Source organism: Amycolatopsis sp. TRM77291, from assembly GCF_054166285.1.
In genome coordinates, this window is the sequence record NZ_JBSZHF010000001.1 from 8,889,791 (window position 1) to 8,902,454 (window position 12,664).

14 protein-coding genes are annotated in these 12,664 nt (G+C 66.9%); 7 read left to right on the forward strand and 7 right to left on the reverse strand.

Translation table 11 applies throughout. From position 1 onward, the window contains the following. Window positions 1–47 precede the first annotated feature (47 nt). A complete protein-coding gene (locus ACXIZN_RS41790) occupies window positions 48–572 on the forward strand; it encodes an AAA family ATPase (RefSeq protein ID WP_457960250.1) in 525 nt (174 codons plus the stop codon). A 40-nt stretch (window positions 573–612) separates the two neighbouring features. On the opposite strand, the gene ACXIZN_RS41795 is transcribed toward ACXIZN_RS41790, so the two are convergent. Then, a complete protein-coding gene (locus ACXIZN_RS41795; protein ID WP_457960251.1) occupies window positions 613–1,158 on the reverse strand; it encodes a CHAP domain-containing protein in 546 nt (181 codons plus the stop codon). 222 nt (window positions 1,159–1,380) lie between these two features. Between ACXIZN_RS41795 and rpmE the strand changes: the two genes are divergently transcribed. Both rpmE and prfA read left to right on the forward strand, forming a co-directional pair. Further along, on the forward strand, window positions 1,381–1,608 hold the full coding sequence (gene rpmE, locus ACXIZN_RS41800; RefSeq protein WP_007028345.1) for a 50S ribosomal protein L31: 228 nt from the start codon (window positions 1,381–1,383) through the stop codon (window positions 1,606–1,608). A 93-nt stretch (window positions 1,609–1,701) separates the two neighbouring features. Next, window positions 1,702–2,772, forward strand: a complete 1,071-nt coding sequence (prfA, locus tag ACXIZN_RS41805; protein WP_457960252.1) for a peptide chain release factor 1 — start codon at window positions 1,702–1,704, stop codon at window positions 2,770–2,772. A 110-nt stretch (window positions 2,773–2,882) separates the two neighbouring features. Here the strand turns inward: prfA and ACXIZN_RS41810 are convergent, their stop codons facing one another. Continuing rightward, window positions 2,883–3,620, reverse strand: coding sequence for a hypothetical protein (locus tag ACXIZN_RS41810; RefSeq protein ID WP_457960253.1), 738 nt, complete (start codon window positions 3,618–3,620; stop codon window positions 2,883–2,885). Between the two features lie 730 nt (window positions 3,621–4,350). Between ACXIZN_RS41810 and ACXIZN_RS41815 the strand changes: the two genes are divergently transcribed. Next, on the forward strand, window positions 4,351–5,508 hold the full coding sequence (locus ACXIZN_RS41815) for a hypothetical protein (RefSeq protein WP_457960254.1): 1,158 nt from the start codon (window positions 4,351–4,353) through the stop codon (window positions 5,506–5,508). Window positions 5,509–5,520: 12 nt separating this feature from the next. Here the strand turns inward: ACXIZN_RS41815 and ACXIZN_RS41820 are convergent, their stop codons facing one another. From ACXIZN_RS41820 to ACXIZN_RS41840, 5 genes are all read right to left on the reverse strand, one after another. Beyond that, on the reverse strand, window positions 5,521–5,952 hold the full coding sequence (locus ACXIZN_RS41820) for a GtrA family protein (RefSeq protein ID WP_457960255.1): 432 nt from the start codon (window positions 5,950–5,952) through the stop codon (window positions 5,521–5,523). Further along, on the reverse strand, window positions 5,949–6,929 hold the full coding sequence (locus tag ACXIZN_RS41825) for a glycosyltransferase family 2 protein (RefSeq protein WP_457960256.1): 981 nt from the start codon (window positions 6,927–6,929) through the stop codon (window positions 5,949–5,951). The genes ACXIZN_RS41820 and ACXIZN_RS41825 overlap by 4 nt, the downstream gene beginning before the upstream one ends. A gap of 100 nt (window positions 6,930–7,029) precedes the next feature. Then, the gene (locus ACXIZN_RS41830) at window positions 7,030–8,295 is read right to left on the reverse strand and encodes a mannosyltransferase family protein (RefSeq protein ID WP_457960257.1); all 1,266 of its coding nucleotides are present in this window, start codon (window positions 8,293–8,295) and stop codon (window positions 7,030–7,032) included. Window positions 8,296–8,399: 104 nt separating this feature from the next. After that, window positions 8,400–9,836: a glycan biosynthesis hexose transferase WsfD gene (gene wsfD, locus ACXIZN_RS41835; RefSeq protein ID WP_457960258.1), complete on the reverse strand. Its 1,437-nt coding sequence runs from the start codon at window positions 9,834–9,836 to the stop codon at window positions 8,400–8,402. Window positions 9,837–9,912: 76 nt separating this feature from the next. Continuing rightward, window positions 9,913–10,683: an alpha/beta fold hydrolase gene (locus ACXIZN_RS41840; protein WP_457960259.1), complete on the reverse strand. Its 771-nt coding sequence runs from the start codon at window positions 10,681–10,683 to the stop codon at window positions 9,913–9,915. A 59-nt stretch (window positions 10,684–10,742) separates the two neighbouring features. Between ACXIZN_RS41840 and ACXIZN_RS41845 the strand changes: the two genes are divergently transcribed. The 3 genes from ACXIZN_RS41845 (at window position 10,743) to prmC (ending at window position 12,597) form a co-directional block, all read left to right on the forward strand. Further along, window positions 10,743–11,090, forward strand: coding sequence for a MerR family transcriptional regulator (locus ACXIZN_RS41845; protein WP_457960260.1), 348 nt, complete (start codon window positions 10,743–10,745; stop codon window positions 11,088–11,090). A gap of 7 nt (window positions 11,091–11,097) precedes the next feature. Further along, window positions 11,098–11,646: an HD domain-containing protein gene (locus ACXIZN_RS41850; protein WP_457960261.1), complete on the forward strand. Its 549-nt coding sequence runs from the start codon at window positions 11,098–11,100 to the stop codon at window positions 11,644–11,646. 84 nt (window positions 11,647–11,730) lie between these two features. Continuing rightward, the gene (gene prmC / locus ACXIZN_RS41855; RefSeq protein WP_034308966.1) at window positions 11,731–12,597 is read left to right on the forward strand and encodes a peptide chain release factor N(5)-glutamine methyltransferase; all 867 of its coding nucleotides are present in this window, start codon (window positions 11,731–11,733) and stop codon (window positions 12,595–12,597) included. Window positions 12,598–12,664 lie beyond the last annotated feature (67 nt).

The following is a 12,664-nucleotide window of genomic DNA, read 5'->3' on the forward strand; positions in this document are numbered from 1 at the left end:
CCAGTCCCCAACGGTGGTGGGTGGCCACTGGGGATTCCCCAACACCTGTGCCGGGCCGGGTCGTCGTGTACGGGGTCACCGGTTCGGGTAAGTCGACGCTGGCGCGAAAGCTGGCCGAGCGGGCCGGGCTGCCGTGTCATTCGGTCGACGACGACCTCGCCTGGCAGCCGGGTTGGGTGCCGGTTCCCGACGACGAGCAACGGCGCCGGATCGCCGCGCTGGTCGCGGGGGAGCGCTGGATCATCGACGGCATGTTCGCCAAATGGCGTGACATCGCGTTGCCCCGCGCCGAACTGATCGTGGCGCTGGACTATCCGCGCTGGGTTTCGCTGAGCCGTTTGGTGCGCCGGACCGTGGTGCGCTGCGTCACCCGTCGCCGGATCTGCAACGGCAACGTCGAGACGCTGCGGGGCATGCTCTCCGGCGACTCGATCATCGTGTGGCACTTCCGCTCGTTCGCCCGCAAACGGCGCACGATCCGCGGTTGGGTCGCGGATCCGGCGGTGCCGGTGGTGCGGCTGACCTCGCCGCGCGCGACGAAGCGCTGGCTGGCGTCGGTCGAAGGTCCGTGAAGGTCTCCTTGAGGCCTCAAGGAGACCTTCACGGGGAGGCTTAGCGGTGCGGAACCGCCGCGGGAGTCCAGCCGCGGTAGTTGTTGAAGTAGTGCACGCTCGACGCGTGGCCGATCTTGCCGCCGATGCTGGAAGCGTAGATCCCGCCGGAGCCGTCGGCGATACCGACGTGACCCCACTGGCTGATGTTCCAGTACACGAAGGAGCCCTTCGGCGGCGTCCCGGTCGTGTGCTTCGGGCTCGCGCCGTTCCAGTGCGCGTTGGCCGAGGCCCAGACGCCGGTGGTCCCGTACGCGTTCTCGACGGCCTTCTCGCAGAGGCCCTGGTACGCGGTGGAGCCCATGCGGTTCTTGAACCACTGGACCGCCCCGGCGGGTGTGCCGTCGCCGGCGCCCTGGATGGCCAGGTCACCGTCGGACAGGGTGGTGAACGTCCCCGCGGCCGGGTTGATGTCGGCGGCGGTGATGGTGGCGCCCACTTCGGGGGCGGCCGGGGCGGCTCCCGCGACCGGAGCCATGGCGAAGGCCGCGATGGCCAGCGCGGCGACGGAGGCCGGCTTCGCCACCTTGGCGAGGATGGTGCGCATGATCAGTACCTCCTGTTGAGGAATCACCAACAGAAGGAGCTTCGCGTGATCAAGTACAAATTTCGTACAACCGGGTGTCGATAGTTGATAACTCAACGTAATGGAATACGCCAGGGGAGGGGTGCGTTGACGCCACTGCCAGCACATCTGGCAAAATCATCCGCTGAAGTCCGGCACCGGTTCACCCCGCACGGGGACCCGGGGCCAACGAGAGAGGACACCATGAAGAGCGGTATTCACCCCGAGTACGTCGTCACGCACGTGAACTGTGACTGTGGCAACGAATTCACCACGCGCAGCACCAAGACCTCCGGCAACCTCCACGTCGAGATCTGCTCGAACTGCCACCCGTTCTACACCGGCAAGCAGAAGCTCATGGACACCGGCGGCCGCGTCGCGCGCTTCGAGGCTCGCTACGGCAAGCGCAAGAAGGCCGAAGACGCCAAGTAGCTTGAACGACGGCGCCTACCCGCATGTCCGGGTAGGCGCCGTTTTCTTTGGTGTTACAGCCTTGGTTTCGTCCGGTCGTCGAGAGGTGGAGTGGTGGATTCGAGTTCGCTGAAGGGTCTGCTCGAAGAGCACGCCCAGCTGGAAGAGCAGCTGGCCGACCCGTCCGTGCACGCCGACCAGGCGCGCGCTCGTAAGCTCGGCCGTCGGTACGCGGAGCTGAGCCCAGTCGTCAAGACGGTCCGCGAGCTCGACACCGCCCGTGACGACCTCGAAACGGCGAAGGAACTGGCGGCGGAAGACTCGGCCTTCGCGGCCGAGGCCGAAGAGATCTCCGCCAAGATCCCCGTGCTCGAAGCCAAGCTCACCGAACTGCTCCTGCCGCGCGACCCGTACGACGGTTCCGACGTGGTCATGGAGATCAAGTCGGGTGAAGGCGGCGAGGAGTCGGCGCTGTTCGCCGGCGACCTGCTGCGCATGTACCTGCGCTACGCCGAACGTCACGGCTGGAAGGCCGAGGTGCTCGACTCGGTCGACTCGGACCTCGGTGGCTTCAAGGACGTCACCGTGTCCATCAAGAGCCGGTCCGCCGAGGCCGACGGCGTCTGGGCGCGGCTGAAGTTCGAGGGCGGGGTGCACCGCGTGCAGCGCGTTCCCGCCACCGAATCGCAGGGCCGCATCCACACCTCCGCGTCCGGCGTGCTCATCTACCCCGAACCCGAGGACGTCGAGGTCGAGATCGACCCGAACGACCTGCGGATCGACGTCTACCGCTCGTCCGGCCCCGGCGGCCAGAGCGTCAACACGACCGACTCGGCGGTGCGGATCACGCATCTCCCGACCGGCGTGGTCGTCTCGTGCCAGAACGAGAAGTCGCAGATCCAGAACCGTGCCCGCGCCCTGCAGGTGCTGCAGGCCCGCCTCCAGGCGATCGCCGAGGAGGAGGCCGCCGCGAAGGCGTCGGACGCGCGCCGCTCGCAGGTCCGCACCGTCGACCGCTCCGAGCGGGTCCGCACCTACAACTTCGCCGAGAACCGCATCGCCGACCACCGGGTGAACTACAAGGCGTACAACCTGGACCAGGTCCTCGACGGTGATCTCGACGGCGTGCTGGACGCGCTCATCACCGCGGACCGCGAAGAGCGGCTGGCCGCCCACGCGGGCTGATCCGCCCGGCCGCGGCCCGGCGACCATGTCGTGAAAGCCACTTTCGGGACATCAGGCGTCGCGAAAGTGGCTTTCGGGACCCGTCCGGTCAAGCCCTCCAGAGGAATTCGCTAGCCGGGTTCGGTGTAGAACGGATCGTCCTCGAGTCCGGTGTGGATGGACCGGACGGACATGCTCACGCGCGAAAGCCTGTCGGTCACCTCGCGCGTGACCCGGCTGAGCGCCTCGTCGCCGCTTTCCCCTGCCAGGGCGGGAAGAGCCGACAGCAGCACGGCTTCGCAAGGACCCGCGTCCGTGCTGATCCGGACCAGCGACGCCGAAAGGTCGGCCGCCGGGCGGCCGCACAGGTCCACGGCCAGCCGCAGGTCACCGGTGGGGACATAGAGATGCACCCGCGAAATGACATCGGTTTCCGCCCGCGGGGAGAAATCGTGCCGGGGGACATGCGCGGGTTCACGCGGATCGGTGCCGCCGACGGACGCCATCAGCGAATAGAGCGTGAATCCGTCCGCCTGTGTGTCGTAGGCGTCGTAGCTTCCGTATTGGCCGGTCTCCGGCGTGCCGTGTATTTCGAAGAATTGCGCATTAAGGCCGAAATGGAAAAGTGCGGGTACCGCGGCCCGGCGCAGCGTTTCGGCGGGATCTTCGTCATCGGCCGGAGGTGTGCGATAGCCGACCGAGACCAGGTATCCCGTCCAGCCGCCTTCGGGATCGGCCCGGCAGATCTCCAGCTCGGTGGCGTCGAACTCGCCGATGAGACGTTCGCCCAGCGCGGCGGCCGCGGCGAAGTCCTCGGTTTCGATGTTCGCGGATATCCGCGTGACGACTGCCGTTTCCCGGAGATCCATGACTATTTCGTGAGCCCTTCGGCGCGTACAGGTGCCTTTCAGTCTACGCGGGACGGGTGCCGCATGGAACGACGCCTATACGGTGAAGGCTCTCCGGGAACAATTCCAGCAATTCGGGATAGTGCCCCACGATCGGCCGAGTCCTGTTCTTGATCAATCTTGGGGCCGAGTGGACCGGAATGTGCCGGGCTCGATGACGTACCACGTCACCGGCTCGAGACTGAGAGAACACGCCTGCAAGCAAGCCGAGCGCTGTGCCCATACTGTCTTCGCCAGAGCACGATGGCCAGGTGGTGGCGGACGAAAACCGGGCGGTCTTCTTGACCGCCGGGGCGACCAGCGCCTCCAGGTCCGTGCGGCGACGTCACTGAACACACGATCGCCGGACTGAAGAACCTTGAGAACATGGTGCGCTAGATCCGCGACTGCTCAGGTCACCGCCCGAAGCCGGGTGCCGGCTGACGATTCACCGGATCGGTACTCGGTAGCCGACCATCGAACCGTCACGCGTAGCATCCGTGGTGCCTCCTGCCGCTTGGCAGATGGCGTTTCGGATCCACCAGTCGGGCAGCCCATCCTTTGAGTGACTCAGGACAGAATCGTTATGCCGATTTCCTCTGTGGACCACCAGTCTGAACGCGGTACTTCCGTCCCCGCCGACTCGGCGGATGACCCATCCGCGCCTGACACCGCCCAGACCGGGGTCACAGAGCGCGCTCGGCGCGTGTATATGGTGATCCTTGTCGTCCTGGTCGTCGGGATCGCCTTCGGTGTCCGGCTGTCGCTGTTCCGCTATCAGACTTCGGACTACATCGTCTACTACCGCAGGTGGTACGACTTCATCGTCGATCACGGTGGCTTCGCCGCTCTGCGTTACGAATTCGCCGACCTGAACGCGCCATATCGCTACTTCATGGTCGTGCTCACCTACCTGCCGATCTCGCCGCTCGCCGGAATCAAGGCGTTCTCGGTGGCCTTCGAGTTGGTGACCGCGTTCTTCGCCTACCGGATCGTCGCACTCCGTTTCGGCAGGACCTGGCCGTCGCTGTTCGCCGCGATCACCGTGTTCTTGCTGCCCACGGTCATCTTGAACGGCTCGATGTGGGCTCAGGGTGATGCGATCTATACGGCGTTCTCCATCGGAGCGCTCTACTACGTCCTGACCCGCCGGCCATGGTTGGCTTGCCTCTTCTTCGGCCTCGCGTTGTCCTTCAAGCTGCAGGCGATCTTCCTCTTCCCGCTATTGCTGGTTCTCGTCTTGGTCGGAAGAATCCCGTGGCGCTGTTTGCTCGCGATCCCCGCCGTCTACGTGCTGCTGGACGTGCCGGCCTTCCTCGCCGGTGCGGCTCCGGAGAAGCTGCTCACCGTCTACCTCAGTGCCACCGACGTCTGGACGCAGCTCACCATGGGAGCACCGTCGATCTGGCAGTTCTTCCGGGGCGAACAAGGTCTCGACGCCATGCGCACTCCCGGTGTCCTCTTCGCCGGCGTCCTCGTCTTGATCGGCTGCCTTCTCGTCCTCATCAGTCGCGCCGAACTCACCGACACCAGGATCCTGTTGCTCGGTGCCGTGTCGACGATCCTCGTCCCGTTCGTGTTGCCGTCGATGCACGACCGGTACTTCTACCTCGCCGACATCCTCACCGTGCTGCTCGCGTTCCACCTTCCCCGGCGGCTTTGGTTCCTGCCGCTGGGGATCCAGTTCACCTCATTGTTCAGCTACGTTCCCTTCCTCTTCTGGGCCAAGGGAGGTGCTGAAGGCATCGACTTCCGCATTCTCGCCGCGCTCCAGTTGGTACTCCTCATCGCGCTCCTCCGCGAGACAACGCGGCAGCTGTGGAGCCGACCCAGGGCGCAGCTGGGCACGCCGCTTCCGGAAAAGCCCTAGCCTGGCGGTGGTTCAGGCCGGCGGACCGGGCTGAACCACCGCGGCGGGCTCAGTCGCCGCGTTCCGGAAGACGACCTTCTTGTACAGGACGTAGTTCCACACCATGCCGACCGCGATCGCGCCCAGTTTCGGGATGAGCACGTTGATCCCGGGGAAGAGCTTGGTGACCGCGAAGATCACCGCGGCGTGCACGACCCACAGGCCGAAGGCCGTCACGGCGAAGAAGAGAACGGCCTGACGGCGGATGTCGCCGTCCTTCGCGCGGAAGGTGAAGTTCCGGTTGAGCGTGAAGCTCAGCAGCATGCCCGCCGTGGTCGAGATGAAGTTCGCGACGAACATCGGGACGCCGAGCGTCGCCAGCAGGGCATAGCCGAGCGCGTCGACCGCGGTGTTGAGCACCCCGACGACGCCGAAACGCACCTGGGTGGCGTTGATCGGCTTCACCGGGCGACTTGCCCGGCGTCGACGGGTGAACCGGAGCGGACCGACGCGATGCCGTAGAGCGGGCGGTTCTGCACCTGTGAATAGGTCCGGCCGATATAGCTGCCGAGTACCCCGAGCATGATGATCTGGATACCGCCGAGGAAGAACATCGCGGCGGTGATGAACGCCCAGCCCGGGACGGCGGTCGTCGGCGCGAAGAGCTTGACCCCGAGCACGTACAGGATGCCGAGGAAGCTGAGCAGCGAGATCAGGTAACCGAGCCGGGTGATCATCCGCAGCGGCGCGACGGAGAAACCGAGGATGCCGTCCGCGGCGAAGCGGAGCATCTTGCGCAGGGGATAACCGGTCACCCCCGCGTGCCGCTTGTCGCGGTCGAACAGGACGGCCGTCTGCTTGAAGCCGATGTAGCTGATGAGCCCGCGCAGGAACCGGTCCTGTTCGCGGTACTTGCGCAGTTCGTCGACGACCTTGCGGTCGATCAGCCGGAAGTCGCCGGTGTTGCGGGGGATCTCGACGGACGCCATCTTCCGGAGGAACCAGTAGAAGGCGCCGGCGGTGAGCTTCTTGAACATCGAATCCTGGCGCGAACGGCGCTGCGCATAGACGACGTCGAAGCCTTCTTCCCATTTTTCGATCAATTCCAGCGCCACCCTCGGCGGGTCCTGCATGTCGCTGTCCATGATGATCGCGGCGTCCGCGTCCACCAGGTCGAGCCCGGCGGTGACCGCCATCTGGTGGCCGAAGTTGCGGGAAAGTTCGATCACGGTGACCCGGGCGTCGCGCCCGCTCAGCGCCGTGAGCAGGTCCATCGACCGGTCGCGGCTGCCGTCGTCGACGTAGATGAAGCTGAAGTCGTACTTGCCGGTGAGCGGCGCCATCGTCTCGTCCACCGTGCGGTGGAGGAGTTCGATGTTCTCTTCCTCGTTGTAGATGGGAAAGATGAACGCGATCCGGCGTCTGTCGTGGTCCGCGGGCATTGGAAACCCCCGTTGCGATTTCTGGAGAAGGCGGTGAATGGGTTCACGGCCGAGGTGGGTTGATTCTAGGAGGTCGGGCGGAGGTGACTCTTCCGGGTGGTCAGCCGGACCAATGACCGGCGACGAAACGGAGGAAGATCGCGCCGCAGATCAGCGAGTTGAGGTACATCGTCGCGTACACCACACCGCGCAGGTTCGGGCGCCGTTCGGCCAGCAGCACCAGCGCGAGGTACATGACCAGGCACGGGAGCAGGTACCGGTGCACCGAGACGACGTTGCTGTTGAGCGTCAGCATCACGAAGGAGGCGATCCCGAACAGCGCGAGCGGCAGGCCTTTCGACCGCAGCGCGACGAAGAAGTAGACCGAAGCCGCCAGGAGCAGGAGCAGGCCGAGCATGGGCAGCGCGTGGCTCAGCAGCGTCCACGCGTCCATCGGCTTCACGCCGATCAGCGCGCGGAAGGTGATCTTGAGTTCCGTGAACGTCGTCTCCACGATGTTCGGGTTGAACTTGTGGTAAGACCAGGTGCTCGCGCTCTTGAGCGCGGTGAAGCTCGACATCGCGCTGCCGGTCTCGATCTTCATGTAGAGCATGTGCGCGGCGAGGCCGAGGTACGCGGCGGGGAACCAGAGGATGGGCCAGGACAGCAGTCCGCGCGGCTTCCAGTCCACGGATCGCCAGAACTCCAGGAAGCACAGGCCGACGAACACCGCGGCGGTGATCCGCGACGCGGTGAGCGGGATCAGGCAAAGGCCCATCCACAGCCATTGACGTCGTAACGCGAACAGATACGCCCAGAAACCGAGCGCGCAGAACACCGCCTCGCTGTAGAACGAGTGCAGGAAGAAGGCGGCGGGCGCGGTCAGGAACGCGGCGACGACCAGCCAGTGCGATCGAGGCGAGTTGAGGAAGAACCGGGCGATCTTGAGCAGGGCCACGCCCGCCAGCCAGGTCGCGATCAGGTTGACGATGAACCCGGCCGTGAGCAGGCCGAGGGAGCCGAAGCTGAGGGTCTTGACCAGCCAGACGCAGATCGGGAAGACCGGATAGAACGCCCGTACCGGTACATAACTGCCCGTGTAGGCGTGTTCGGCGATCTCGCCGTAGTTGCCCGCGTCCCAGCGGTAGGTGTGGGAGAGCAGGCTCAGTGTCGAACCGATGCCGGTCTTGGGGATACCTTCGCTCGCCGGAGTGGACGGGCCGAACAACCATGCCACCGCGGTCAGCGCGACGTTCCAGGCCAGGACGACCAGGAGGACCTTGCCGTAATCGCCGGCGAGCCAGCCGAGGATCCGCTCGCGACCGGTTCTTCGCTCGCTCAATGCCGCGGGAACCCTGGTCGGGCCCGCCGTGATCATGTCGGTCATGACTGAATTACTACAGGGATGGCGCGACCTGGCCTTACCGGGGTACCGATGCCGGTGAGCGGAACACAAGCGGACCCGCCCGGAATCGTCCGGAAATCGCGGATTCAGGAGACCGCGGTCGCCGGTTCCTTGGTTTCGGACTGCGTTTCGGGCTCCGATTCGTCGTTTCGACGCGGAAGGAATGAAAGCGCGGCGAAAGCGCCGGCGAGCAAGGTCGGGAAGATCGTCAGCTGCTGGTGCTTGACGTTCTCGATCCCTTCCACGAGGCCGGCGACCAGGAACTGGCCCATCGCGAACAGCAGGAACGTGAGCACCACGAGGCCCACGTCGCGCCGCCCGGCGCGCTTGCGGAAGGCACGGAGCCCCGCCCAGCCGATGAGCAGCCAGATCGGCAGCAAGGCGAACAAGCCCAGCGGCGCGATCCAGCCGGTGATCCCGGACAGGACGGGGACCCGGTACTCCTTGGCCAGCGGCGGCTGCCCGGCGTGCTCGCCGAAGCTCCCGAGGTTCGGCACGCGGGCCGTCAGTGTCTCCTGCGCGGAGCGGTGCAGCATCTGGACCACGCGGACCGGGTGTTCGAGGTAGTACTGGGCGATGTTGCGACGGCTGATCTTGTCCCGGTACTTCGGGTAGTCGGGGGACGACCACGCCCCGTTGGCGCTCCACCAGCCCGTGCCGACGTACGCGGCGAACTCCGGGGGGAGCCCGAGCGCGGCGAGGTCGCCGGCGGTGTCGTGTTTCCCGTCCACGATCCCGTTGAACACGACGTGGTACGTGTTGATCTCGCGGTACTCCGCGTTCGCCGGGTCGCCCGTGCTCTGCACCAGCGCGGTGCCCGTGCCGACGACGGCCAGCACGGCCAGCGGTAGTGCCCACCGGGCGAGGCCGCGGCTGCCCTCCGGCCGGACGAACAGCATCGCGAGCGCGAACAGCGGGATCAGCAGCAGCGTCTGCGACTTCGCGTTGATCCCGATCATCGCCCCGAGCACGGTGACGGCGGCGCCGGTGTAGCGCCACGGCCCGGTGCGGTGCATGAGCAGGAGCCCGCCGGCGAGCAGGAGCATCCCGAGGAAGGCGGCGCCCTCGCTCAGCACCGAGGCGAAGTAACCGAAGAAGGCCGAGTCCGCCACGACCAGCAGCAGCGCGACCGTGGCGATCACGCTGTTCCGGACCGAGAGGCGCAGGCCCGCCACGACCGCGGCGATCCCGCCCGCGACCAGCAGGCAGCCCAGTACGCCCAGCACCAGCAGGTTCAGGATCGCCGACGAGCCGAGCCACTGCCCGATCTCGCCGGCGATCTTGACGATCCAGGTCTGGCTGGAGATGTACGCGCTGTCGCAGGCCGGGGCGGGGCCGTACGAGAAGCGGACGAAGTATTCCGAGGGCCTGTCGAGCTCGCGGGCGCCGAGCCGGCACAGGATGCGCCAGCCGTCGCCGTTGTCCGCCATGCCGATGGGGCGCGGAACAAGGAAACGGACGAGCAGCACGCCCAGCGCGGCTGAAAACACGCCGAAGGGCAGCCCGATCTCCCGATACCTCATCCGGGCCACCATAGAATATCGGTCGAAGTGATCGACTCGGCACCCTCTGTGTGCTAGGGCGCCGCCTGGTGGACCTCTAGATCGTCACGGCGAGGAACTTCTGGATCACACCGAGCCATTCGTCGCGGGCCTCGGTGCCGATACCGTGCCCCGCCTCGATCTCGACCAGTTCGGCGCCGGGGATCCCGGCCGCGAGTTCGCGGGAGTGGACGGGCGGCGCGAGGCCGTCCAGTGTCGTGGCGACGACGAGGGTGGGGACCGAGATCCCGGCCAGTTCGGCGCGGGTGTCGACGTTCGCGACCAGGCCCACGTGTTCGGGGCTGCCCTCCGGGATGAATCCGGCGAGCCCGTCGATGGCGGCTTCGAGTTCCGAGGGCGTCATCGCGTTCAGGTGCTTCTCGCCGGTGGCGGCGAAAGTGAGGAACTTCGCCAGCAGCTTCCGGTCGCCGCCCAGCAGTTCGCGCCAGATGTCGACCGCCAGCAGCAGCCGGTTGTCCGGTTTCGTGAACCCGGCGGTCAGGATGAGCCCGGTGACCCGGCCGGGGTGCCGGGTCGCGGCGCGGACGGCGACTCCGGTGCCGAGCGAGTAGCCGAGGATCGCGAAGCGTTCGAGGCCGGCGTCGACGGCGATGGAGACCAGTTCGTCGGCGACGGCGTCGAGGTCCAATGGCTCGGTGCTGCGCGGCGTGGCCCCGGAGCCGGGATAGTCGGGGCCGACGACGGTGTGGGTGCGGGCGAGGTCGTCGAGGATGCTCCCGAAGTTGCCCTCGACGCTGCCGCCACCGCCGTGGGCGAGCAGCAGGCCGGGACCGGAACCGCGGACGACGTGCGCGAAATGATTCGTCATGCCGGCGACGTTAGGTACTGACATCGATGTGAAGGTCAAACTCGGATGACGGGGGTCACATGCTGATCGGCGAGCTGTCCCGGCGGACCGGCGTGAGCCAGCGGTTGCTTCGCTATTACGAGGAGCAGGGGCTGCTGGTCTCGCGGCGCGACTCCAACTGCTACCGCAGCTTCGGCGAGGACGCGGTCACCACGGTGCGGCAGATCCGCGCCCTCCTCGCGGCCGGGCTGAGCACACAGGTCATCGCGAAAGTGCTGCCGTGCGCGAACGGCGAACTGCCGGAACTCGACCTGTGCCCCACGGTCGTGACGGAGATCCGGCGCGAACTGGCCGAAATGGACGACCGCATCGACACCCTCCGGCAGCGGCGCGGGACACTGGCCGGATATCTCACCGCCGACGCGTAGGAGAATTGTGGAAGCCCTGGCCAGATTCGGGTTCGAACTGGGTGTGCTCAAGCGGATCCGGCGGGCCGGGTGGTGGCAGGCGGGGGTCCGCGATCCCGAATCGGTCGCCGAGCACACCATGCGGGTGGCGCAGCTGGCCGGCCTGCTCGCGGCCGAGGGCGGCGCCGATCCGGCGAAGGCGGCGTATCTCGCGCTGTGGCACGACACGCAGGAGACGCGGACCGGCGACCTGCCGCACACGATCAAGGGTTTCGTCGAGAAGCCGGATCCGCGCGCGATCACCGCCGCGCAGACTTCGTCGCTTCCCGATGCGGCCCGTGATTCGGTGCGCGAGGCCGTCGACGAGTACGAGGCCGCCGAAAGCCCGGAGGCGCTCTACGCGCGTGACGCGGACAAGCTCGAGATGTTGCTTCAGGCCGTCGAGTACCGCGATGTCGGTGTACGGAACGTGGATGAGTGGATCGCTTCGGCGACGAAGAGCCTCCAGACCGACCTCGCGCGGCGTGTGGCCGAAGCGGCGCTGACGTTGTCGTCGCTCTCGTGGCGGGTGAGGTGAAAGGAATCGATACCCTGGGCCCGCGTGTATCGACCCCGGCACGCGTGCCTCGTGTGTCAGGCTTGACTCTGTGAAGGAACACCAGTGAACCGGCAGCCGTTGCGCCTCGCCATCATGGAAGCGACCCGCATCCTCACCGAGGCCGGTGTGGCGTCACCGCGTTCGGACGCGGAACTGATCGCCTCCCATGTCCTCGGCGTCGAACGCGGCCGCCTGCCGATGGTGCCGCTGGTGGACCCGCCCGTCATCGACGCGATCGGCCAGCTCGTGAACCAGCGGGCCAAGCGGATCCCGCTGCAGTACCTCACCGGCTGGGCCGCGCTCGGCGACATCACGGTCAACGTCGGCGCCGGGGTGTTCGTCCCGCGGCCGGAGACCGAACTGCTCCTGGAATGGGGCCTCAAACTGCTGCACGGGCGCGAGTACCCCGTCGTGGTCGACCTGTGCACGGGATCGGGCGCGCTCGCGCTGGCCGTGCAGCACGCGCGGCCGGACGCCGTCGTCTACGCGGTCGACATCGACGCGCAGGCGCTCGCGTGGGCCCGGCACAACGCGGACGTCCACGCCGACGCGGGGGACACCCCCATCCGCCTGTACTCCGGCGATGTCGCGGACAGCACGATGTTCGCCGAACTCGACGGGCTCGTCGACCTCGTCCTGTGCAACCCGCCCTACGTTCCCGAAGGCACGCCTGTGCCGACGGAGGTCGCCGAGCACGACCCGCCGCGGGCCGTGTTCGCGGAGGAGAGCGGGCTGGCGGTGATCCGGCACGCGATCGCCGCGGCCGCGCGGCTGCTGCGGCCTACCGGCGGCATGGCGATCGAGCACGACGACACGCACGGTTCCGCCGTTCCGGCGCTCGTGCGGGCGCGACGGGTGCTGACCGACGTCCAGGGACACCTCGACCTCGCCGGACGGCCACGTTTCGTCACCGCCCTGCGCGTCTCCTGACTCCTTCCTCCCGCGTTTCGTCCTCTGGATGCGGTACTTGCACGCGCAAGTACCGCATCCAGAGGAC

Coding starts and splice junctions, on each gene's coding strand:
- ACXIZN_RS41795 (WP_457960251.1), bottom strand. CDS start 1,158: ATGCGCACCATCCTCGCCAAGGTGGCGAAGCCGGCCTCCGTCGCCGCG.
- rpmE (WP_007028345.1), top strand. CDS start 1,381: ATGAAGAGCGGTATTCACCCCGAGTACGTCGTCACGCACGTGAACTGT.
- ACXIZN_RS41810 (WP_457960253.1), bottom strand. CDS start 3,620: ATGGATCTCCGGGAAACGGCAGTCGTCACGCGGATATCCGCGAACATC.
- ACXIZN_RS41815 (WP_457960254.1), top strand. CDS start 4,351: ATGGTGATCCTTGTCGTCCTGGTCGTCGGGATCGCCTTCGGTGTCCGG.
- ACXIZN_RS41825 (WP_457960256.1), bottom strand. CDS start 6,929: ATGCCCGCGGACCACGACAGACGCCGGATCGCGTTCATCTTTCCCATC.
- ACXIZN_RS41830 (WP_457960257.1), bottom strand. CDS start 8,295: ATGACCGACATGATCACGGCGGGCCCGACCAGGGTTCCCGCGGCATTG.
- wsfD (WP_457960258.1), bottom strand. CDS start 9,836: ATGAGGTATCGGGAGATCGGGCTGCCCTTCGGCGTGTTTTCAGCCGCG.
- ACXIZN_RS41840 (WP_457960259.1), bottom strand. CDS start 10,683: ATGACGAATCATTTCGCGCACGTCGTCCGCGGTTCCGGTCCCGGCCTG.
- ACXIZN_RS41845 (WP_457960260.1), top strand. CDS start 10,743: ATGCTGATCGGCGAGCTGTCCCGGCGGACCGGCGTGAGCCAGCGGTTG.